Annotated in this window: 19 protein-coding genes; 1 reads left to right on the top strand and 18 read right to left on the bottom strand. The window is 69.4% G+C overall.

Going from position 1 to position 20,565, the window contains the following annotated elements; all coding sequences use genetic code 11:
• Positions 1-12: 12 nt before the first annotated feature.
• From ADE01S_RS15955 to ADE01S_RS15940, 4 genes are all read right to left on the bottom strand, one after another.
• Entirely contained in the window at positions 13-1,311 is a 1,299-nt protein-coding gene (locus ADE01S_RS15955) for an NAD(P)/FAD-dependent oxidoreductase (RefSeq protein WP_062682701.1), read from the bottom strand.
• A 10-nt stretch (positions 1,312-1,321) separates the two neighbouring features.
• On the bottom strand, positions 1,322-2,053 hold the full coding sequence (locus ADE01S_RS15950) for an amino acid ABC transporter ATP-binding protein (protein ID WP_062682700.1): 732 nt from the start codon (positions 2,051-2,053) through the stop codon (positions 1,322-1,324).
• Positions 2,050-2,709: an amino acid ABC transporter permease gene (locus ADE01S_RS15945; RefSeq protein ID WP_062682699.1), complete on the bottom strand. Its 660-nt coding sequence runs from the start codon at positions 2,707-2,709 to the stop codon at positions 2,050-2,052. Before ADE01S_RS15945 ends, ADE01S_RS15950 begins: the two co-directional genes overlap by 4 nt.
• Positions 2,710-2,781: 72 nt before the next feature.
• Positions 2,782-3,537 carry a substrate-binding periplasmic protein gene (locus ADE01S_RS15940; RefSeq protein WP_062682698.1) on the bottom strand — a complete coding sequence of 252 codons (756 nt, stop codon included), beginning with the start codon at positions 3,535-3,537 and terminating at the stop codon, positions 2,782-2,784.
• 325 nt (positions 3,538-3,862) lie between these two features.
• Between ADE01S_RS15940 and ADE01S_RS15935 the strand changes: the two genes are divergently transcribed.
• Positions 3,863-4,720 carry an IclR family transcriptional regulator gene (locus tag ADE01S_RS15935; protein WP_062682697.1) on the top strand — a complete coding sequence of 286 codons (858 nt, stop codon included), beginning with the start codon at positions 3,863-3,865 and terminating at the stop codon, positions 4,718-4,720.
• Between the two features lie 18 nt (positions 4,721-4,738).
• On the opposite strand, the gene ADE01S_RS15930 is transcribed toward ADE01S_RS15935, so the two are convergent.
• The 14 genes from ADE01S_RS15930 to ADE01S_RS15865 all read right to left on the bottom strand — a co-directional run bounded on the left by ADE01S_RS15930 (position 4,739) and on the right by ADE01S_RS15865 (position 20,564).
• Positions 4,739-5,452: a TetR/AcrR family transcriptional regulator gene (locus ADE01S_RS15930; RefSeq protein ID WP_043546099.1), complete on the bottom strand. Its 714-nt coding sequence runs from the start codon at positions 5,450-5,452 to the stop codon at positions 4,739-4,741.
• 72 nt (positions 5,453-5,524) lie between these two features.
• On the bottom strand, positions 5,525-6,337 hold the full coding sequence (locus tag ADE01S_RS15925; protein ID WP_062682696.1) for an enoyl-CoA hydratase: 813 nt from the start codon (positions 6,335-6,337) through the stop codon (positions 5,525-5,527).
• A gap of 11 nt (positions 6,338-6,348) precedes the next feature.
• A complete protein-coding gene (locus ADE01S_RS15920) occupies positions 6,349-7,800 on the bottom strand; it encodes an aldehyde dehydrogenase family protein (RefSeq protein ID WP_062682695.1) in 1,452 nt (483 codons plus the stop codon).
• 10 nt (positions 7,801-7,810) lie between these two features.
• The gene (gene solA / locus ADE01S_RS15915; RefSeq protein ID WP_062682694.1) at positions 7,811-8,959 is read right to left on the bottom strand and encodes an N-methyl-L-tryptophan oxidase; all 1,149 of its coding nucleotides are present in this window, start codon (positions 8,957-8,959) and stop codon (positions 7,811-7,813) included.
• A gap of 20 nt (positions 8,960-8,979) precedes the next feature.
• Positions 8,980-9,990, bottom strand: a complete 1,011-nt coding sequence (locus ADE01S_RS15910) for an ABC transporter ATP-binding protein (RefSeq protein ID WP_062682693.1) — start codon at positions 9,988-9,990, stop codon at positions 8,980-8,982.
• The gene (locus ADE01S_RS15905) at positions 9,974-10,990 is read right to left on the bottom strand and encodes an ABC transporter ATP-binding protein (RefSeq protein ID WP_062682692.1); all 1,017 of its coding nucleotides are present in this window, start codon (positions 10,988-10,990) and stop codon (positions 9,974-9,976) included. The genes ADE01S_RS15910 and ADE01S_RS15905 overlap by 17 nt, the downstream gene beginning before the upstream one ends.
• Positions 10,987-12,540, bottom strand: coding sequence for an ABC transporter substrate-binding protein (locus ADE01S_RS15900; RefSeq protein ID WP_062682691.1), 1,554 nt, complete (start codon positions 12,538-12,540; stop codon positions 10,987-10,989). Before ADE01S_RS15900 ends, ADE01S_RS15905 begins: the two co-directional genes overlap by 4 nt.
• A 62-nt stretch (positions 12,541-12,602) precedes the next feature.
• Entirely contained in the window at positions 12,603-13,484 is an 882-nt protein-coding gene (locus tag ADE01S_RS15895; RefSeq protein ID WP_062682690.1) for an ABC transporter permease, read from the bottom strand.
• Complete coding sequence (locus tag ADE01S_RS15890; protein ID WP_062682689.1) at positions 13,481-14,398, bottom strand: ABC transporter permease; 918 nt, start codon at positions 14,396-14,398, stop codon at positions 13,481-13,483. Before ADE01S_RS15890 ends, ADE01S_RS15895 begins: the two co-directional genes overlap by 4 nt.
• A 13-nt stretch (positions 14,399-14,411) precedes the next feature.
• Positions 14,412-15,230, bottom strand: a complete 819-nt coding sequence (locus ADE01S_RS15885) for an enoyl-CoA hydratase/isomerase family protein (protein WP_082775813.1) — start codon at positions 15,228-15,230, stop codon at positions 14,412-14,414.
• 2 nt (positions 15,231-15,232) lie between these two features.
• Positions 15,233-17,365 carry an acetate--CoA ligase family protein gene (locus ADE01S_RS15880; protein ID WP_062682688.1) on the bottom strand — a complete coding sequence of 711 codons (2,133 nt, stop codon included), beginning with the start codon at positions 17,363-17,365 and terminating at the stop codon, positions 15,233-15,235.
• A gap of 37 nt (positions 17,366-17,402) precedes the next feature.
• Complete coding sequence (locus ADE01S_RS15875; RefSeq protein WP_062682687.1) at positions 17,403-18,170, bottom strand: enoyl-CoA hydratase/isomerase family protein; 768 nt, start codon at positions 18,168-18,170, stop codon at positions 17,403-17,405.
• A gap of 360 nt (positions 18,171-18,530) precedes the next feature.
• The gene (locus ADE01S_RS15870; protein WP_062682686.1) at positions 18,531-18,914 is read right to left on the bottom strand and encodes a carboxymuconolactone decarboxylase family protein; all 384 of its coding nucleotides are present in this window, start codon (positions 18,912-18,914) and stop codon (positions 18,531-18,533) included.
• A gap of 21 nt (positions 18,915-18,935) precedes the next feature.
• Positions 18,936-20,564 carry a GMC family oxidoreductase gene (locus tag ADE01S_RS15865; protein ID WP_062682685.1) on the bottom strand — a complete coding sequence of 543 codons (1,629 nt, stop codon included), beginning with the start codon at positions 20,562-20,564 and terminating at the stop codon, positions 18,936-18,938.
• Between the last annotated feature and the right edge of the window lies 1 nt (position 20,565).

Below are 20,565 nucleotides of genomic sequence, written 5' to 3'. Positions count from 1 at the left end.
TTGCGGCGGGGCTCAGGCGGGAACGCCCAGCGCGTCGCGCAGGCGGTACCAGTTGATGGCCAGCGTGGCGCCGAATTGGCGGGCCGGGTAGAAAGGCATGCGTTCGATCGGCGTGACGGGGAAATCGAGATCGCCCTCGGGCACGCCGCGGATCGCGTCGGTCAGGACGCGGCCCAGCGCCGTGCCCATCGCCACGCCCCGTCCGCAATAGCCGTAGGCCGTCCAGACGCCGGGCGCCAGGCGATGCACGCGCGGCAGGTCGTCCATGGTCATGCCCACGCGGCAGGCCCAGCCGTGGCGCCAGGTCGCGTCGGCCAGTTCGGGAAAGCGGGCCACGGCCGCGCGGCGCAGCTGTTCGCTGGTGGAGGGGTCCAGCTGCTCGGACGAGTGCCCGCGCCCGCCGATGACGAAGCGGCCTTCCGGATCAATGCGGCAGTAGTAGGTGATCTTGCGGGTTTCGGAGATGCCGGCGCGCAGCGGCAGAAGCTGTTCCTGCAACGCGCGCGGCAGCGGATCGGTGGCGATCTGGGCGCTGGAGACGTTGACGTAGGATTGCGCCACGGCCGGCCACAGCCGGTCGGTATAGGCATCGGTGGCCAGCACCACGTGGCGCGCCTTGACGGCGTGGCCGTTGACGGTGAGCGTGGCGCCGCCGCCGGGCGCGGGCGCGATGGCCGTGACCGGGGAGCGGTCGTGGATCGCGGCGCCGGCGTCCGTCGCGGCGCGCGCCAGCCCGCGCGCAAACGCCAGCGGATGCACCGCGCCGGCGCGCTTTTCGCGCAGCCCGGCCGGCCAGAAGGCGGAGCCGGTCGCGGCGCGCATGGCGTCGGCGTCGAGGTATTCGACGTCGCCGCCGTGCGCGTTCAGTTCCTGGGCTCGGCGCTTGAGGTACTCGCCGGACGCCGCCGAGAAGGCGCCCTGGATCCAGCCGTTGCGGGTGGGCGCGCAATCGATGCGCAAGCGCTCCACCAGCTCGAACAGATAGTCCGCGTTGCCGTAGGCGAAGCGCGTCATCCGCGCGGCGGTGTCGGCGCCGAACCGGCGGATCAGCGCGGCCGGGCCGGGCTTGAAGCCCGGCACCACCTGGCCGCCGTTGCGGCCGGAGGCGCGGTGGGCGATCTCGTAGGCCTCGAACAACGCCACCCGGAAGCCGGCCTGGGCCAGGTGCAGGGCGGCCGACAGGCCGGTGAAGCCGCCGCCGACCACGGCGGCGTCCACGTCGAGCGGGGCTGCCAGCGCCGGCGACGCGGAGCGGGCAGGCGTGGTCGCGGCCCACAGCGAGGCTGCGGGCGAAAACAGATCGTTGGTCATGGTGCCGGGGCTATTGGGCGTGGGTAACGCGCTTGAGGAAGTCGCGCATGCGTTCGTTGCGGGGAGTGGTCAGCACTTCGCGGGACGGCCCCTGTTCGGCGATCCTGCCGCCTTCCAGGAACAGCACGCGGTCGGAGACGTTGCGGGCGAAGTCCATTTCGTGCGTCACGATGACCATCGTCATGCCTTTCTCCGCCAGCGTGCGCATGACGGCCAGCACTTCGCCCACGAGTTCGGGATCCAGCGCCGAGGTGGGCTCGTCGAACAGGATCGCCTCGGGCTCCATCGCCAGCGCGCGCGCGATGGCCACGCGCTGCTGCTGGCCGCCGGAGAGTTGCTGCGGATAGTGGTTCATCTTTTCGGCCAGCCCCACCGAGGCGAGGATGTCGCGGCCGCGCGCGGTGGCCGCCGCCAGGCTCTCGCCCTTGACGTGCACGGGGCCTTCGATGACGTTCTCCAGCGCCGTGCGGTGCGGGAACAGATTGAATCGCTGGAACACCATCGCCACGCGCTGGCGGATGTTCTGGATATCCTTGCGGCAGGCGTCCACCGTCACGCCGTCGACCGTGATGCGGCCGCCGTCGTAGCGTTCCAGGCCGTTGATGCAGCGCAGGAGCGTGGACTTGCCCGAGCCGGACGGCCCGATCAGGCAGACCACTTCGCCCTGCCGGATTTCGGCGTCGATGCCTTCCAGCACGCGATGGGCGCCGAAGGACTTGCTGAGGTTTTCGATCTTGATCATTGGCGGCGCCCCAGGCGGCGTTCAAGTTTGCCGATGCAATACATCATGGGCAGGCTCATGGCCAGGTACATGAGGGCGACCAGCGTGAAGATGGTGGCGCTCTTGAAGGTGGCCGAGGCGATCAGCTTGCTCTGCATGGACAGTTCGACCACGGTGATGACCGCCGTCTGCGACGAGTCCTTGAGCATCATCACCACGTTGTTACCGTAGGGCGGCAGGGCGACCTTGAAGGCCTGCGGCAGCACGACGCGCCGCATCAGCTTGGCGCGCGACATGCCCAGGGACTGCGCCGCCTCGAACTGGCCGGGGTCGACCGCGTCGATGCCGGAGCGGAACACTTCCGACATGTACGAGGAGTACGCCACGCCCAGGCCCAGCGCGCCGGCCTGGAAGGCCGTCAGGCTGATGCCGATCTCCGGCAGCACGAAGTACATGTAGAACAGCACGACGATGATGGGCACGCCGCGGATGATGTTGGTCAGGATGCGGCTTGCGTGCGAAAGCGGGCCGATGCCGCTGACCCGCAGCAGGGCCCAGAACAGCCCGAGCACGGTGGCGATCACCAGAGCGGCGGCGGTGATGGCGATGGTCGTCAGCACCCCCTGCATCAGCACGGGGAAGAACTCCGTGGCGTCACTGAAAAAAGACTGGAACATCTTGAGTACCTGTTATGGCGCGCCGCGGCGGACCCGGCCGCGCGGCGCGCGGAATCGGCGCGATCGGCGGGATCAGTGCGAGACGCCCCACTTCTTCATGATGGCGGCGATGGTGCCGTCCTGCTTGAGCGCGTCGATGGCGGCGTTGAGCTGCTTGGCGCGTTCGGTATCGCCCTTGCGCACGGCCAGCGCGATATTGGTCGGCATGGACGGCTGGTAGCTCTCGACGTAGCGCACGTTGCGCACGCCCTGGGTGCGGACCTGGTAGGAGATCACGGGGCCGTCGCCGAAGGCCGCGTCCAGGCGGCCCAGCGCCACGTCGCGCACCAGGTCGGCCATGGTTTCGTACATCTTCACTTCCTTGAGGCCGGGCGCGGACTTCAGCGGCTCGACGTAGAGCGTGCCGATCTGCACGCCCACGGTCTTGCCCTTCAGGTCGGCGATGCTCTTGTAGTCGGCCTTGTCCTTTTCGGGCACGATCAGCGCCTCGCCGTACTCGACCACCAGCTGAGTGAAGTCCACGACCTCGGCGCGCTGCGGCGTCTTGGCGAAGGCCGAGGCGATGATGTCGATCTTGCTGGTCTGCAAGGCGGGCACCAGCGAGGCGAACGGGATGGGCATGACTTCCGCCGTGAAACCCGCCTGCTTGCCCACGGCGTTGGCGATGTCGATCATCACGCCCTGCAGGGTGTTGGTCTTCGGGTCTAGGAAGTTGAAGGGCACCGCGGTGGGCGTGGCGCCCACTTTCACGGTCTGGGCGTGCGCGCCCGACAGCGCGGCGGCGCACAGCGCCGTCGCCAACAACGATTTCAACGTTTTGTGCAGCATCGGAATCCCCTGGGAGGCCAGAATCTCGCGCCCTGACGGTGTATCGGACGTTCGAAATCGTCCCGCTTTGGTGCGCATTATCGTATCGAATAGCGATATGCATATATCGCAGGTAGATTTTATAATCTGGCCGAGGAAAACCTGTCAACACACAGGATTCGTTGCTAAGCGCTTTTTAATTAAGGGTTTTCCCGAGATTTATTTTTGCGATTCAGCAAGAATTCCCAGAAGAAACGCGTGCTTTTTCTTGCATTCATTTGAATTGGAATGCAATCTGTGCGTATCGAATAATTGTGACCGCGGCCGCTGCCGCCATCCCCGATCCATGAACCCGGAATCCTCTACGCTGTACGTCCAATCGCTCGCCACCGGCATCGCCGTGCTGGATGCGTTCACCGCCGAGCGCGCCTCCATGAGCCTGCCGGAAATCGCCGCGGCGGCCGGGATCACTCGCAGCGCCGCGCAGCGTTTCGCCTTCACGCTGGAGGCGCTGGGCCTGCTCAACAAAGACCCGGTCACCAAGCGCTATTCGCTGTCCTCGCGCACGCTGGACAGCGGCTGCCGCTATCTCGAATCCCATCCGCTGCTGGACCGGGCCAATCCGTTCCTGCTCGAACTCAACCGCAACGCCGGCGAAACGGTCAACCTGGCCGAGCCCGCGGGGCAGGACATGATCTACATCGGCCGCTTTCCCAGCCCCCTGCGCCTGCTGGTGCACATGCCGGTGGGCCGCCGCATCCCGATGTACTGTTCGTCGACCGGGCGCGTGTACCTGGCGGGGCTGAGCGACGAGGAAGCCTACGCGGCGCTGGCGGCCTGCGAGCGCGTGAAGTACACCTCCAATACCCTGACCGACCTGGACGAACTGATGGCGCAGGTGCGCGAGTCCCGCGAGCAGGGCTACGCCTACTGCAAGGAGGAGTACTACCGGGGCGACCTGGCGCTGGCGGTGCCGGTCTACGACCTGAACCAGCGCGTGGTGGCGGGCCTGCAGCTGTCGGTGTCGGCCTCGAAGTGGACGGTCAAGCGCGCGCTTTCGCGCTTCATCCCCATGATGCTGGAAACGGCCCGGCAGATCTCCACCTCGCCGCCCACGCCGCGCGCGTTGGCGCCTTTCGGCGGCGGCGCGGCGCGCGACCTGCATGCCCAGCCGCCGGCGCGTCCGGGCGGGCGCAAGCCCTGATCGCGGCGGGCGCCGCGCTCAGTCCAGCGCTTCGTATTCCGCCATGGTGCGGTACCAGAGGTCGCTGACCTTGGCGGCCAGGCTGCGGGCGGTGGGGAAGGCTTCGGTCAGCAGCATGTCGTGGTTGACGAAGCGTTCGCGCAGCGTATCGATGGTCATGGTGATCAGGATGCGGATCATGCCCGCGTATTCCCGGCGCTGCAGCTTCGTGAACGCGCGGCCGCGGCGCCGCTCGGACACGTGCAGCACTTTCATCGTCCAGTTGGCGTTGCGGTCTTCGCGCAGCTTGGTGATCGCCGCGTTGCGATGCACCGCGGCGTACAGGTTGGCGTTGGCCTCGTAGGCGCGGCAGTACCAGTCGTTCGCTTCGAGGATCGCCTCGTAGGTGGACAGGTTGCGCGAGTTGCTGACGCGGGCCGATTCGATGTATTCCAGGAACAGGCTGAGCATCTCGAAGATGCAGTCGTCCACGTCCTTGAAGTGGTTGTAGAAGGTGCCGCGCGACAGGCCCGACTGGTCCAGCACGAATTCCACGGTGGGATTGCGCTGGGGTTCTTCCTGGACGCAGCGGGCGGTGATGGTCAGGAACAGGTAACGGGTGCGCTCGCGCTTGGGCAGCGAGCGGTCCAGGCTCTTGTGGCCGAGCATTTCCTCGAAGCGCAGCGACGTGGGGATGTCGTCCTGCGGATCGATTTCCGCCTTCTGGGCGGCGATGGTCTTGTTCTGTGTCACGCAATGTCCTTTCACGAGGCGCGTGCGCTGCCGGCGCCCCGTGGCTGCCGCCGGCCTCGACGCTGCCGCATTTTACTGTCCCGTAAACGCGGCCTGCCGCTTTTCGACGAAGTGCGCGACGCCTTCCTGGAAGTCGGCGCTGCGCAGGCTGTCGACCATCTCGTCGTTGGCCAGCCGCACGGCGCCGGCGAGGTCCTGGAACGGCGCTTCCCACAGCTGGCGCTTCATGACCCGCAGCGACCGGGGCGAAACCTCCGTGGCCAGGGTGGCGGCGAGCGCCAGGGCCTGTTCCAGCAAGGCGTCCGCCTCCACGACCCGGTTCACCAGCCCGATGCGCAGCGCCTCGGCCGCGTCGACGCGGCGCGAGCTCATCAGCATGTCGGTGGCGCAGGCATGGCCGACGATGCGCGGAAGCATCCAGGCGATGCCGTGCTCGGCGACCAGCCCGCGCCGGGCGAAGGCGGTGGTGAAGACGGCCTGCGCGCTGGCGTAGCGGAAATCGCTGTAGAGCGCCATGACCAGGCCCAGTCCGGCGGCCGCGCCGTTGACCGCCGCGATGACGGGCTTGGGGCAGGCGGGGAAGTACGAATAGCGCGTCTGGTAATCGGGGCGGCGGCTCATGTCGAAGGGGCGCATCCGGGCCGGGTCGCGGATGTCCTCGGGGGGCAGTTCCGCCAGTTCGGCCATGTCCATGCCGGCGCAGAAGGCCCGGCCCGCGCCGGTCAGCACGACGGCGCGCACGGCGGGGTCGGCGCCGGCCCGTTCGATGGCGTGGCGCAGCTCGGCTTCGAGCCGGCGGGTCAATGCGTTCATCTGCTGCGGGCGGTTCAGCGTGATGAGCGCGGTCCAGCCGTCGCGCTGGTAGTGGAGTTCGGCGTAGTCCATGCGGGGTCCTTTCAGGCGTGGGGCTGTTGCAGGCCCGGATAATCGGGTGGAAGCTGGCAGGAGATGGTGTCGGTGAATTCCTCCAGCCCATGCGGCCCGTTCTCGCGGCCCATGCCGGACTGGCCGAAGCCGCCGAAGGGCGCGTCGGGGTTGAAGGGGGCGCCGTTGATTTCCACCTGGCCGGCCCGCAGGCCGAGGGCCGCGCGATACGCCTCTTCCGCGCTTGCGCCCCAGACCGAGGCGGCGAGCCCGTAAGGCGTGCCGTTCGCGATGGCGATCGCCTGGGCGGGCGTGTCGTAGGGCAGCAGCACGAGCACGGGGCCGAAGACCTCCTCCTGCGCAATCGCGGCATCCGGCGCGACCGAACCCAGCACCGTCGGGGCCACGAAATAGCCGCGCGCGGGCGGCGGGCACGCTTGCGGGCCGCCGGCGACGATCCGGGCGCCGCCGGCCAGCGCCTGCTCCAGCATGGCCTGGACCCGCCGGCGCTGCGCGGCGCCGGCCAGCGGCCCCAACCGGGTGGCGGGGTCCGCCGGATCCCCCATGGCGTAGGCGCCGATGTACTGGCCGGCGAGGTCGCACGCCCGGGCATAGTCGGCCGCGGGGACCAGCAGGCGGGTATACGCCGAGCAGGTCTGGCCCGAATTGAGGAAGCCGCTGGCCAGCGTGGATTTGACGGCCGTTGCCAGGTCGGCGCCCGGCAGCACGATGGCGGCGGACTTGCCGCCCAGCTCCAGGCTCAGCCGCTTCAACCCGGCGCCGGCCGCCGCGCCGATTTCGCGTCCGGCGCGGGTGGACCCGGTGAAGGACACCATGTCGATGCCGGGATGCCCGGCCAGCGCCTGGCCCACGTCCGGGCCGGCGCCGTGGACCAGGTTGAAGACGCCGTCCGGCAGCCGGGCTTCGGCGATCGCCTCGGCCAGCAGGAAGGCGCTGAGCGGCGCGATTTCGGAGGGCTTGAGCACCACGCTGCAGCCGGCAGCCAGCGCGGCGGCCGCCTTGGCGGTGATCTGGTGCAGCGGATAGTTCCAGGGCGTGATGCAGGCGACCACGCCGGCCGGCACGCGGCGGACCAGCGAGTGGCCCAGGCGGGAAACGCGCTCGGCGTCTTCGCACAGCGCCGCGTAGCGGCGCCAGGCCGCGATCGGCGCGGCCACCTGGATGCGCTTGACCAGCTTGGCCGGCATGCCGACCTCGCGCATGATGGCGTCGGCCAGCGCGTCGGTCCGCGCTTCCAGCGCATCCGCCACGGCGCGCAGCCGCTCGGCGCGCTGTGCGGCGGGCAGGGCGGACCAGCCGGGCCAGGCGCGGCGGGCGGCGTCGACCGCGCGATCGACGTCCGCCGCGGAACTCGCGCGCAGCGTGGCGAAAGGCGTTTCGGCGTAGCTGTCGACCACTTCGGTCGTCGCGGTTCCGGTGGCGGCCTGCCAGCGGCCGTCTATGTAGATCTGGGTGTATTCCATGCGGGATTCCTCAATGCAGATAGCGGGTGGGATCGAGATGGGCGACGGGCAGGCCGGCGCGGCCGTCCAGCACCAGCCGGGCCGCGGCTTCGCCGATGGCCGGCGCGAACTTGAATCCGTGGCCCGAGAAGCCGCAGGCGACGATCAGCCTGCCGGCGGGGTCCAGCGGGCCGAGCAGGCCTTCGCCGTCCGGCGTGAAGGCGTCCATGTAGATGCCGACGCGAACCGGGTCGAGGTAGATGCCGCGCAGGCTTTGCGCGGCGGCGGCGCGCAGCCGGGCCAGCTCGGCCTCGGGCAGGTCGCGGGGCAGGGCGTCGGGATCGTCCACCGCCGGCCATCCGCCGGCGTTGCAGCTGCCCTTTAGGGTGGCGCCGTCGGCGCTGGGAAAGCAATTGAAGTAACCGTCCGGGAACACCCGCATCATGACCAGGGCGCGGTCCCCGGCGAACGGCGTCATGTCGGGGGCGGCGAACCACGACAGCGCGATGCGGCGCGGGGTCAGCGGCAGCGCGGACAGCGCCGCCAGGCGGTGGCCCCAGCCGCCGGGCGCGGCGACGACGTGGGTGTATCGCTCCGGGCCGTGGTCGGTGCGCAGCGTGACGCCGCCGGCATCGGGCTCCAGGGCCCGGACCGCCGTGCCGGCGCGCAGCCGGGCACCCAGCGATTCCGCCTGCGCCACGGCCGCCAGCACCGTGTGGTCGGCGCGGATCACGCCGCCGTCGGGATCCAGGTACAGGCATTCGTCGGATGCGACGCAGAACTGGGGATAGCGCGCGGCGGCGGTCGCGCCGTCCAGGACTTCCAGCGGCAGGCCGAGTTCGCGGGCGGTGGCCAGCGTGGCGCGCATGCTGTCGTGCCCCGGCAGGCCGATGGAGGCCACGCCCGTGCGGGTCAGCAGCTTGCGGTTGGACGCGGCTTCCAGCTCGGCCCATAACGGCAGGCCGGCGCGGATCAGGGGCACGTGCGCCGCGCCTTCCTTGCACGCCACGCGGAAAATGCGGGTGTCGCCGCCGGCCGCGCCTCGGTCGTGCGCGGGGGCGTGGCGCTCGAACAGGGTGACGGGCACGCCGCGCCGCGCCAGCCGCCACGCGGCCATGGCGCCCATCACGCCGGCGCCGACCACGGCCACGTTCAGGGAGCTTGCGGGCTGTGCGCTCATGAAAGTCTCCTTGCCTGGGCTCAGGCGAAATGGCAGGCGACGCGCTGCGGCGAGCCCGAGCGGGCCACCAGTTCGGGCGCCGATTGCGCGCAGGCCTCGCGCGCCATCCAGCAGCGCGTGCGGAAGCGGCAGCCGCTGGGCGGGTTGATCGGATTGGGCAGTTCGCCGGTCAGGACCCGCGGGCTGCGCTCGCGCTCGCGCCGCGGATCGGGGGTGTTGGCGCTGTCCACCAGGGCCTGGGTGTAGGGGTGCCGCGGCGCGCCCAGCACGTCCCGGGCGGCGCCCAGTTCCACCACGCGCCCCATGTACATCACGGCGATGTCCCGCGCGATGTTGGCCACCACGCTGAGGTCGTGCGACACGAATACGTAGGACACCCCCAGCTCGGCCTGCAGGTCGCGCAGCAGATTGATGACCTGCGCCTGCACCGAGACGTCCAGCGCGGAGACGGGTTCGTCGCAGATCACGACCTTGGTGGGGCGGACCAGGGCGCGGGCGATGCCCACGCGCTGCTGCTGCCCGCCGGACAGGGCGTGCGGATAGCGCCGGGCATGGTCGGCGTTGAGCCCGACCTTCTCCAGGATGGCCATGGCGCGGTCCTGGCGTTCGGCGCGCGGTAGCGCGGCGTCGTGGATGTCCAGCGGTTCGCGCACGATCTCGCCTATCGTCAGGCGCGGGTTCAGCGCCGTGTACGGAGACTGGAACACCATCTGCACCTCGCGCATTACTTCCCGCCAGCGCGGGCCCTTGAGGCGCGAGATGTCCTGGCCGTCGATGCGCAGCTGGCCGCTGGTGGGCGGCAGCAGTCCCACCAGCATGCGCGACAGGGTGGACTTGCCGCAGCCGGATTCGCCGACGATGCCCAGGGTGGCGCCGCGGGCGAGGGTCAGGCTGACGTGGTTCACCGCGTCCAGCAGCAGGGGGGCGGACGGCCAGGGGCGCGGGATGCGGTAGGTCCGTCCCAGGTCCTGCGCCTGCAGGACCGGAACGGCCGCCGGGCCGGTCGCTGCCGGTTCAAGCGGGCTGGGCATGGGCAACCTCCTCGGGCGTGAAATGACAGAGCGATTCGCGCCCGTCGCCGAAGCGGATCGCGGGCGGCGACACCTGGGCGCAGCGCGCCACGGCGAGCGGGCAGCGCGGGTGGAAGGCGCAGGCCGGCGGCAGCCGCTGCGGCGAGGGCGGCGCGCCCACGATGGCCTGCAACGGCTCTCCGGTGTGGTCCAGGCGCGGCATGGCGTTGAGCAGCGCGCGGGTGTAGGGATGCGAGGGAGCGTCGAAGACCTCCATGACCGGCCCCATCTCGACGGCGCGGCCGGCGTACATCACCAGCATCCGGTCCGCCATCTTGGCCACCACCCCCATATCGTGGGTCACGATGAGGATGGCCATGCCGAGCTGGTCGCGCAGGCGCAGCAGCAGTTGCAGGATCTGCGCCTTGATGGTGGCGTCCAGCGCGGTGGTGGGCTCGTCGGCGATCAGCAGGTCGGGCTCCAGCGCCAGCGCCATGGCGATCAGGGCGCGCTGGCGCATGCCGCCGGAGAACTGGTGCGGATACTGCCCCGCCCGCTCGGCCGGAGAGGGGATGCCGGTCAGGCCCAGCAGTTCCACCGCGCGCGCCCAGGCGTCGCGCTTGGGCGTGCCCCGGTGGACCATCAACGTTTCCGCGATCTGGTAGCCCACGGTGGTGCAGGGGTTCAGCGCGGCCAGCGCGTCCTGGCTGATCAGCGCCATGCGCTCGCCGCAGAGGCGGCGCCGGGCGCGGGCGGGCAGGGCCTGGACGTCCTGCCCGTCCAGTTCGATGCGGCCGGTCGTGCGGGCCTGCGACTGGAGCAGGCCCATCACCGCCTGGACCAGGGTGGACTTCCCCGAGCCGGACTCGCCGATGACGGCGTAGATCTCGCCGCGCCGCACCTGGAAGGCGATGTCCCGGACCACCTGGACGTCGCCCGCCGCGCCGCGGAAGGCCACGTTCAGCGCCGACACCGACAGGATCGGCGCCGCGGGGCCGGACGGCAGGATCGCGCCGTTCATTTCCGGACCACCTTCACGGTGGCCAGGTCGAAGTTGTCGCCGTCCAGCGCTTCCCACTGGAGCCGCTTCGAGAAACCGTAGACGGATGCCGCCTGCCACACGGCGGCGATGTAGTAGCGGTCGTGCACGAGCTTCTGGGCCTGCTTCCAGAGTTCGGTGCGCTTGGCTTCGTCCATTTCGGCGCTGGCCTGCTCGGCCAGGCGGTCGTACTCGGGATCGGCGGTGATGCTGAGCGCGGAGTTGGAATTCAGGAACGAGTTCATCTTGCTGGCGTCGCCTTCGCCGAAGTCCCAGCCGATGATGTAGAACGGGCCGGCGCTGCGACTTTGCATCATGCCGATCAGGCGGCCCCATTCCATGACCTGCGGCGAGATCTTGAAGCCGGTCGAGCCCAGCTGCGCATTGATGGCCTGGTAGATGTCCCGGTCGGCCACGTAGCGCCCGTCGGACGTATAGGTGTTGAGCGCCACGGTCTTGCCGTCCATCAGCTGCTTGGCCAGCTTGCGGTCGGGGCGGTAGGGCTGGATGCTCTTGTCGACCTGCACCACGTTCGGCGCGAGCGGCGTGGCCAGCACGCGGCCGTACTTGCCCAGCAGGTGCGTGACGACGTTATTGATGTCCAGCGAGGCGACGAAGGCCTGGCGCACGCGGATGTCGTTGAACGGGGGCTTGCGCGAATCCAGCAGCAGGGTCTGCACCAGCCCGTTCATGCTGGCCACGATCTTGGCGTTCTCGGCCTTCTCGATGCGCTCGACGTCGGCGATCGGCACGCGCTGGATGATGTCCACCTCGCCTTGCAGCAGGGCATTGACCCGCGTCGAGTTCTCGGGAACGAAGGTATAGCGGCCGCGGGCGACCTCGGGCGCCGGGCCCCAGTAGTCCGGGTTGCGCTCCAGCGTGAGGGAAGTGCCCTTGCGCCATTCGGCCAGCCTATAGGGGCCGGTGCCGATGGGCTTGTCGTTGACTTCCTGGTTGCTGTGCGTCTCGAAGTAATGCTTGGGCACGATGAAGACGCGGCCGCTGCCGCCGATGGGCTGCATGCGGCGGCCCAGCAGCGGGTCGGGCGTCTTGGTGCGGATCTGCACGGTGTGCTCGTCCACGACCTTCACCTCCGAGATCGAGGCGATCTGGGAGTAGTGCGGCGAGTTCAGCGTGGGCGTCAGCAGGCGGTCCAGCGAGTACTTCACGTCCTGCGCCGTCAGCGGCGTTCCGTCATGGAACTTCACGTCGTCGCGCAGCTTGAACTCCCACAGCGTGGGCTCCTTCAGTTCGAAGGACTTGGCCAGGTGCGGCTTGAGCTGGCCGGTCTGCCGGTCCAGGACCAGCAGGGTTTCGTAGATCTGGGTCATGATCGCCACGTCCGGCCCGTTGGCCGTGCGGCTGGGATCGAGCAGGTCGATGCCGCCGCTGAGCGCGATGCGGACTTCCGCGTCGGGCGCGGCGTGGGCGCCGGCCCCGGCCAGCAGGGCGGCGGCGAGCAGGCCGCCGCGGCACCAGCGCGCGCCGGCGCCGAACGATCGTGTGGCTGCGAATACTGCGGACATCTTCATGGCGAATCCCCTTGGGTTTGGAATGGGATGCTGCGGTAGGAGGAAAGACACTAGCGGCCGGGCTAGCCCCGGTTCAGCTTGGGATCGGAGTAATCCCGCAACTGCTCGCCCAGCACGTTGATGGACAGGACCAGCAGGAAGATGCAGCCGCCCGGGATGACGGTGAGCCACCAGGCGGTCTGCATGTAATCGCGGCCTTCGCTGAGCATGCGGCCCCAGGTCGGCGTGTCGGTGGGCACGCCCAGGCCGACGAAGCTCAGGCCGCTCTCCATCACGATGGCCGTGCCCAGCGCGAAGGTGGACAGCACCAGGACGTTGGGCAGCACGTTGGGCAGGATGTGGCGCGCCAGCACCCGCAGGGTGGTGCCGCGCATGACGTGCACGGCCTCGACGTACTCCAGCCCCTTGATCTGCGTGGTGTCCGAGTAGGTGACCCGCGCGAACGGCACCCAGCTTCCGAGGGCGATCACGCCGATGACCAGCGGCACGCTGGGCCTCAGGATGCCGACGATGGTGATCGCCAGCAGGAAGAACGGAAACGACAGCTGGATGTTGGACAGATAGAGCAGCACGTCCGCCAGCCGGCCGCCGCGGTAGCCGGCGCAGACGCCCGCGCAGATGCCGGCCGCGGCCGCGAGGAACACGGCCACGATGGAGACGAACAGCGCGGGCCGCGCGCCGGTGATCAGCATGGACAGCACGTCGCGCCCCAGCGCTTCGGTGCCCAGCCAGTAGCGGCCCTCGGGCCCGATGGCGCCAGGCGGCAGCAGGCGGGCACCCAGGTCCTGGTAGGTGGGGTCGTGCGGGGCCAGCGCCTCGCCGCCGATCGCGGCCGCCAGCACCAGCAGCATGAATATCGCGGCGGCCACGATGATGACCGGCTGCCCGGCCAGCGCGCGCCGCATGCCTTGCAGCGGCCCCATCGTCATTGCGTTCTTCATCATTGCTGCCTCAGTCGGGGGTTGACCATGCGGATCACGATTTCCACCAGCACCGTGATGGACGCGAAGATCACGGCGACGTACGCCACCACGCCCTGGATGATGGGATAGTCGCGCCGCTGGATGGATTCGATGGCGAGCCGGCCGATGCCGGGCCAGGAGAAGACGGTTTCGGTGAGGACGGCGCCGCCGAACAGCGTGCCGATCTCCAGGGCGATCAGCGCCAGCACCGGCACGATGCCGTTGCGCATGACGGTGCGGAAAATCACCCGGTGCTCCGGCATGCCCTTGGCGCGCGCCGCGCTTACGTAGCCCGACGGCAGCACTTCCAGCATGGAAGAGCGGGTCAGCCGGGCGACGCTGGGGAAAACGTAGAGCGCCAGCGTGGCGGCCGGCAGCACCAGGTGCTGCCAGCCGCCGATGCCGTAGGTGGGAAACCACCCGAGCCCGACGGCGAAGATCTGGATCATCAGCAGCGCCATCCAGAACGAGGGCACGGACGCGCCGATCACGCTGACCACCTGCACCGAGCGGTCCAGCGGGCCGCCGCGCCGGGTGGCCGCCAGCACGCCCAGCGGGATGGCGAGGACCAGCGCCACGGCCAGCGAGGCGCCCGCCAGCAGCGCCGTGTTGGGCAGGCGCCGCATGATGATGGACGTGACCGTGTCGCCGTCGAAGTACGACCGGCCGAAGTCCCCGTGGGCGGCGCCCAGGATGTAGCGGAAGTATTGCGTGGAGACGGGCTGATCCAGCCCCAGCTCGCGTTGCAGCGCGGCGCGCTGCTCGGCGGTGGCATCCTGCGGCAGGATCTGGGTGGTGGGGTCTCCGCTCAGGCGCACCATGAAAAAGGTGAGCGTGATCGCCGTGATCACCACGCAGAATCCCAGCAACAGTTGTTTTCCGATGAGGTGGATCATTGCCGTCTCGGTCCTAGGAGGCGTTGCCGGTCTTGTAGTAGCTGGTGCGCCAGGCGATGCCCGCGCCCGGGCCGTCCTGCATCACGCGCTTCTGGAATTCGCTGCGCGCCGCGTCGTCGATGTACGACAGGTAGGCGGCCGCCTCGACCCAGCTGTTGATGTGCGGCCCCATGCCCATGGTTTCGTAGGCGCGGTTGATGCCCGCCTTGGTGATGCGCAGGGCGGCCGAGGGCAGGCGGCTGAGCGTCTGCGTCAGGTTGTCGACCGCGGCGTCCAGGCCGTCGTCGGGCACCACGGTGCTGACGATGCCCATGCGCAGCGCCTCGGGCGCCGTGAACTGCCGGCCGGTCAGCAGGATGTCCTTGGCGGTCTTGTGGTTGACCATCCAGGGCACCATCATGAAGGCCGGACCCGCGCCGAACAGGATCTCGGGCTCGCCCAGGCGGCAGCTTTCGGTGGCGATGGTGAAGTCGCAGGGCAGCACCAGTTCGAAGGCGCCGCCCATGCAATAGCCGTGGATGCCGGCGATGACGGGCTTCTTGCAGTTCCAGACCGCCCAGCGCGCGCGGTTGGCGACTTCGTGCAGCGCATGCAGCTTGTCTTCGTGGGTGCGCTCGCCCATCTCCAGCTTGAGGTCGAAGCCGGACGAGAAGGCGCGGCCGTTGCCGCGCAGCACGACCGCCACGCACTCGGGATCGCTGCTGGCCTGGGTGACGCGGTCGCCGATGAAGGTATAGATCTCAGGGGTCAGCGCATTGAGTTTTTCAGGGCGGTTCAGGGTGATGGTCAGCACCCCATCGCGCATTTCCTGCAAGGGCATTTCGATTTTCACGTTCACTCCTTGTTGTGCGCCGCGATCGCGGCATCGACGGGGATGACCTGTTCATCCACCACCATGACGGGGTTGCACTCGACACTGTCGATCGCATCGTCGGAGAGCAGGGCGGATTGCAGGCGGTTGAGCAAGTCGGCGACGGCCTGCGCGGGCACCGCCGGCTCGCCGCGGAAGGCGCCCCAGGCGCGGGCGCTCTTGAGCCGGGACAGCGCGCGTTCCACGCGTTGCGGCGTCGCGGGCAGCAGGCACACGGCCACGTCGTCCAGCGCCTCGGTCAGCACGCCGCCCAGGCCGATGAGGCCGAGGGTGTCGAGCGAGACGTCGCGCCGCACGCCGACGATCAGTTCGCGGCGGCGGCCCAGGTCGCGGGTGACCATGTAGCCGGCCAGCGCGCCGGCGCCGAGCGCCCGCTCGACGTCCGCCGCCATCTGTTCGGCGGCGCGCAGCAGCGAGCCGCTGTCGCCCAGGCCCGTGCGCACGCCGCCCACGTCGCTCTTGTGCGCCACGCCGGGCAGCACGCCCTTGAGCACGACGGGGTAGCCCAGCCTGTCGGCCAGGGCCGCGGCCTCGGCGGGCGTTTGCGCGGTGAGCACCTCGGGCGTCTGGACGCCGTGGCGCGCCAGCAGGGCATAGGCGCCGACCTCGGTCGCGTAATCGTCCAGGGCCGGGTTGCCGGCCGAGACGGGCGGGCGCGGCGTCGTCGCGGGCGTTTCGGCGGCGCGGGCCAGGAAGCGGCCGCGCTTGCGCAGGGCGGCCAGCGCGGCGCCCACCGCGGCGACGGATTCCAGGCAGGGCACGCCGGCCTCGCGCATGGCGGTGAAGGAGGCGTGGGGGCGGTCCGCGTAGGGCGTGTAGAAAATGATGGGGCGGTCCAGCCGGGCTTGCAGCTGCCCGATGAGCGGCGCCGCGCTGACGTAGTCGTACTTGCTGTCTTCGGCGACCTGGCCGTCCTTCCAGAGGCCGTAAAGCCCGTAGTTGACCGCGGCGCTGAAGCGCGGGTCGCGCTCGATGACGAGCTCGGTCAGGGTGGCGAATAGGCTGGGATCCTTGGTGTAGGCGCCGGTCATGTCGACCGGATTGCGCTTGGGCGCCCATTCGGGCAGCCGCCGTCCGAGCTCTTCCTGCAGGCCGTCCGAGAAGGCGGGAACCAGCAGGCCGATCGATTCGACCTCGTCCGTGCAGACGGTCGAATGGCCGCCGCCCGAGCCCACGATGGCGACGTCGTCGCCGCGCATGGGCGGGCAGCGCATCAGGGCCTCGGCCACCGGCAGCATCAGTTCCATCTGCTGGACTTCGACGATGCCGGCCTCCTCGAACAGGGCGGAGTAGACGCGTTCCGACGAGGACAGCGAGGCGGTGTGCGATTCCGCGGCGCGCCGTCCGGCGTCGGTGCGGCCGCCCTTGAGCACCACGATGGGCTTGACGCGGCTGACGCGCGCGCAGGTCTCGAAGAAGGCGTCGCCCGAACCCGGACGCAGGCCTTCCAGGTAGACCGTGATGACCTTGGTGGGCTCGTGCTGGCCCAGGTAGTCGATGTACTCGTGCATGGGGATGTCGGCCTGGTTGCCGAAGCCCACGAAGCAGGAGAAGCCGACGTCGTGCTTGCGCGCCTGGTCCCACAGGGTGACGCCCACGTTGCCGCTTTGCGAAACCATGGCGATCGGACCCGCGGGCAGCGGGCTGATCTCGGTGAGGTTCAGCCCCAGGTGCAGGTTGAACAGGCCCATGCAGTTCGGCCCGACGATGCGCATGCCGCTGGCATTGCAGGCGCGCACCATGTCTTCCTGCAGCGCTGCGCCGGCCGCGCCCATTTCGGCGAAGCCGGAGGTGAACACCACGCTGAAGGCCGCGCCGCGGGCCGCCACGGCCTTCAGCACCTCCGGCGTCTGCGCGGGGCCCAGCAGGTTGAAGGCCACGTCGATGTCGCCGGGCAACTGATCGGCGCGGGTGTGGATGGGCAGGCCCTCAAGTTCGCCCGCCTGCCGGCCCAGCAGGGAAATCCTGCCCTGGTAGCCGGCGTCCACCAGGGAACGCAGGAATTTGTAGCCGGCCTTGCCGGTGTCGCGGGATACGCCCAGCAGGGCCACGTGACGGGGTTCGAACAGCCGATGCAGGGGATGGGTCGACGCCATTTGATGCTTGCTCCCAGGTGGGTTGGACGGAGACGGGTCAGGACGCGTCGGCGAATCGCGGCGCGCGTTTTTCCAGGAATGCCGCGATGCCTTCGCGGGCATCGGCGCCGCTGTGCAGCGTGAGCGCCATCTGCGCTTCGTACTGCGAAGCCTTTTCGCTGCCTTCCCACAGGCCCAGGTTCATGCCCACTTTCACCGCGCTCACGACGGCGGGCGAACGTTCGGCGATGGTCTGGGCCAACTCCAGCGCCGCGGCCAGCGCCTGTCCGGGCGGCACCAGGCGCGAGACGAGATCGCAGCGGGCCGCCTCGGCGGCATCCATGGGTTCGGCGGTCAGCATCATGGTCAGGGCGCGCGCCGGCGGGATCAGCTGCGGCAGGCGGTACAACTGGCCGCCTTCGGGCAGGATGCCCAGGCGCGCGCCGGGCGAGCCGAAGACGGCGTTTTCGCTGGCGACGCGCAGGTCGCAGGACAGGGCCAGCATGAAGCCGGCGGCCCAGCAATGGCCGTTGACGGCCGCGATGACCGGCTTGCGCATCGTCAGGGGCCGTACGAAGGGCGCTTCGCCCACGGTGCTCTGCGCATGCTGGCCGGACGCCAGTTCCTTCAGGTCGTGCCCGCTGGAGAAGGCCAGGTCGCCCGCGCCCGTCACCACCACGACGCGCACGCTGGCATCGGTGTCGGCGGCGTCGAATGCCGCGAGCAGGTCCTCCGCCATGGAACCGCTGAACGCATTGCGGATGCGCTCGTTCTGGATGGTCAGGAGCCGCACTGCGCCCCGGTTTTCAATGTGGATCTTGCACATCGGTACGACTCCTGCTCGTGGGGGAAAGCCGCCGGCGGCGATGCCTTTCGCGGCTTGTGACGTTGAATTCAAAATTGGCTTAGCGATTAAAAATGGATTGTATGTATAAAAATAAGCCGAACAATGAGGGAATACCCGCGAGGCTTGGCGGGACCGGGAAAAGGGAGGGGAGATGGGGGACGGGAAGCGGGCCGGCAAGCAGGCCGGCAAGCAGGCAGAGAAGCGGTCAGAGAAGCGGGCGGAGAAGCGGGCGGAGAAGCGGGCCGACGATGAACCGCGGGTGCCTGCGAATCGCGGTCGGCGCAATGGGGCGGCCCGGCGCCGCCGCCCCGCGCAGGAAGGCCTGCGCATGCGCGTGGCTCAGGCGGGCGGCTGGCCGCCGGTTTCTTCCATGAGGATGGGAATCGCCAGGTTGCAGGAATGGATGCCCATGACGGTGGTGAGCTGGATTGCTTCGAGCAGCTCTTCGCGGGTCGCGCCCGCATTGAGGGCGTTGCGCATGTGGCGCCGCACGCCCGGGGCGTACAGGTGGGTCGTGGCGGCGTTGATGGCCACGAGGATCAGCTCCTTGTATTTCTGCGGCAGCGGGCCGTTGCGTTGCGGCACGCTGCGAAAGGCCAGGTAGGCCTCCATGAACTCCGGGTCCAGCGCGCGCAGCTGGTCCCAGAGCGGGTTCCAGTCGCCCTTGGCGATATGCGCTTCGCACTGCGGCGTGGCGATGGGCGGGCGGTTCTTGTCTGGCATGGTCGAGGCTCCAGGGTCGGGTCAGCCGGCGGCGTCGGCAAGCATGAATTCGGCCGCGCGCTCGCCGATCATCATGGCGGGGGCGTTGGTGTTGGACGAGGCGATGGTGGGCATGACGGAAATGTCGGCCACCCGCAGCCCTTGCAGGCCATGCACTTTGAGCCGCTCGTCCACCACGGATTCGCCCGGCCGTCCCATGCGGCAGGTGCCGACGGTATGCCACGCGGTCTGGCCGGTCTGGCGGGCGTAGGCGAGCAGGTCCGCGTCCGAGACCGCGGCGGCCCCCGGCCGTTCTTCCTGCACGATGACCGGTTGCAGCGCGGCCTGCCCGGCGATGTCGCGGATCAGGCGCAGCATGGCGATGGCCGTGGCCCGGTCGTGGGGATCCTGCAGGTAGTTCGGATTGATGGCGGGCGCGGTCCGCGGGTCGGCGGAAACGGCATGGATGCTGCCGCGCGAGCGGGGATACAGCATGAAGCCGCCGATGGAAAAGCCGGGGAACTTGTCGATGCCGCCCACGCCGTCGCGCGAATAGCGGTCCTTGCCGCTGATGTGATAGATGCGGATCATGACGTCGGCTTGCGGCAGGCCGGCGGCGCTGCGTGTGATCGCATGCGCGGTCGAGGACGTGCCCGCCAGCAGCCCCTTGCGGCCGACGAGATAGCGCAGCGCCGCCTTCACCTTGTGGTATGGGCTGCGCATGATGTCGTTGATGGTTTCGGCGATGGACGAGCGGTACGTGCAGCGCACTTGCAGGTGGTCGCTCATGTGTTCGCCCACGTCGGGCAGGTCGCGCACCACGTCGATGCCCAGCGACCGCAGCCGCGCCGCGTCGCCGACGCCCGACAGTTCCAGCAGCTGAGGCGATTGCACGGCGCCGGCGCAGAGCACGGTTTCGCGATGGGCGCTGGCGGCGCGGGTGGCGCCGTTCCAGTCGTATTCCACGCCGGTGCAGCGCAGGCCGTCGAAGCGCAGGCGGCGCACGAAGGCCCGCGTGCGCACGACCAGGTTGGTCCGCTGCCGCGCCGGCCGCAGGTAGCCGACGGCGGCGCTGCAGCGCCGGCCCGCGTGCGCGCTTTGTTCCAGATAGCGCACGCCCTCGTAGCTGACCGCGTTGTAGTCCTCGGTCGGCGCGATGCCGGCCTGGCGGCATGCGGCGATGTAGGCGTCCGAGATGCGGTCGGGATCGCGCGCGGCTCGGTCCGTGATTCGGATCGGCCCCGATCGTCCGCGCAGCGGATTGCGGGAATAGGGGTTGTTCTCGATCTTGCCGAAATACGGCAGCAGGGTCTGGAAGTCCCAGCCCTTGATGCCGAACGTCTGCTCCCAGCTATCGTATTCCGCGGGATCGCCCCAGACGTAGGCCATGCCGTTGACCGAGCTGGAGCCGCCCAGCACCTTGCCGCGCGGCCAATAGATCTGCTGGCCCGCGAGGTTGGCCTGCGGCTCGGTCTTGAAGGGCCAGACCACCTTTTCGTTGGTCAGCAACCTGCCCACGCCCAAGGGGATGTGGATCCACGGGTTGCGGTCCTCGTCGCCGCCTTCGAGCAGCAGCACGCGGTGCTTGCCCGAAGCGCTCAGGCGGTTGGCCAGCACGCAGCCCGCGGAGCCGGCCCCGACCACGATGTAGTCGAATTGTTCTGCTGTCATG

Source organism: Achromobacter denitrificans NBRC 15125 (assembly GCF_001571365.1).
In the GTDB taxonomy this organism is placed as follows: domain Bacteria; phylum Pseudomonadota; class Gammaproteobacteria; order Burkholderiales; family Burkholderiaceae_B; genus Achromobacter; species Achromobacter denitrificans.
This window is presented reverse-complemented; position numbering and strand designations above follow the sequence as displayed.

Excerpts from the sequence above, each read along its gene's own strand:
- ADE01S_RS15955 (WP_062682701.1), bottom strand. The coding sequence starts at position 1,311 with ATGACCAACGATCTGTTTTCGCCCGCAGCCTCGCTGTGGGCCGCGACC.
- ADE01S_RS15950 (WP_062682700.1), bottom strand. The coding sequence starts at position 2,053 with ATGATCAAGATCGAAAACCTCAGCAAGTCCTTCGGCGCCCATCGCGTG.
- ADE01S_RS15945 (WP_062682699.1), bottom strand. The coding sequence starts at position 2,709 with ATGTTCCAGTCTTTTTTCAGTGACGCCACGGAGTTCTTCCCCGTGCTG.
- ADE01S_RS15940 (WP_062682698.1), bottom strand. The coding sequence starts at position 3,537 with ATGCTGCACAAAACGTTGAAATCGTTGTTGGCGACGGCGCTGTGCGCC.
- ADE01S_RS15935 (WP_062682697.1), top strand. The coding sequence starts at position 3,863 with ATGAACCCGGAATCCTCTACGCTGTACGTCCAATCGCTCGCCACCGGC.
- ADE01S_RS15925 (WP_062682696.1), bottom strand. The coding sequence starts at position 6,337 with ATGGACTACGCCGAACTCCACTACCAGCGCGACGGCTGGACCGCGCTC.
- ADE01S_RS15920 (WP_062682695.1), bottom strand. The coding sequence starts at position 7,800 with ATGGAATACACCCAGATCTACATAGACGGCCGCTGGCAGGCCGCCACC.
- solA (WP_062682694.1), bottom strand. The coding sequence starts at position 8,959 with ATGAGCGCACAGCCCGCAAGCTCCCTGAACGTGGCCGTGGTCGGCGCC.
- ADE01S_RS15910 (WP_062682693.1), bottom strand. The coding sequence starts at position 9,990 with ATGCCCAGCCCGCTTGAACCGGCAGCGACCGGCCCGGCGGCCGTTCCG.
- ADE01S_RS15905 (WP_062682692.1), bottom strand. The coding sequence starts at position 10,990 with ATGAACGGCGCGATCCTGCCGTCCGGCCCCGCGGCGCCGATCCTGTCG.
- ADE01S_RS15900 (WP_062682691.1), bottom strand. The coding sequence starts at position 12,540 with ATGAAGATGTCCGCAGTATTCGCAGCCACACGATCGTTCGGCGCCGGC.
- ADE01S_RS15895 (WP_062682690.1), bottom strand. The coding sequence starts at position 13,484 with ATGATGAAGAACGCAATGACGATGGGGCCGCTGCAAGGCATGCGGCGC.
- ADE01S_RS15890 (WP_062682689.1), bottom strand. The coding sequence starts at position 14,398 with ATGATCCACCTCATCGGAAAACAACTGTTGCTGGGATTCTGCGTGGTG.
- ADE01S_RS15880 (WP_062682688.1), bottom strand. The coding sequence starts at position 17,365 with ATGGCGTCGACCCATCCCCTGCATCGGCTGTTCGAACCCCGTCACGTG.
- ADE01S_RS15875 (WP_062682687.1), bottom strand. The coding sequence starts at position 18,170 with ATGTGCAAGATCCACATTGAAAACCGGGGCGCAGTGCGGCTCCTGACC.
- ADE01S_RS15870 (WP_062682686.1), bottom strand. The coding sequence starts at position 18,914 with ATGCCAGACAAGAACCGCCCGCCCATCGCCACGCCGCAGTGCGAAGCG.
- ADE01S_RS15865 (WP_062682685.1), bottom strand. The coding sequence starts at position 20,564 with ATGACAGCAGAACAATTCGACTACATCGTGGTCGGGGCCGGCTCCGCG.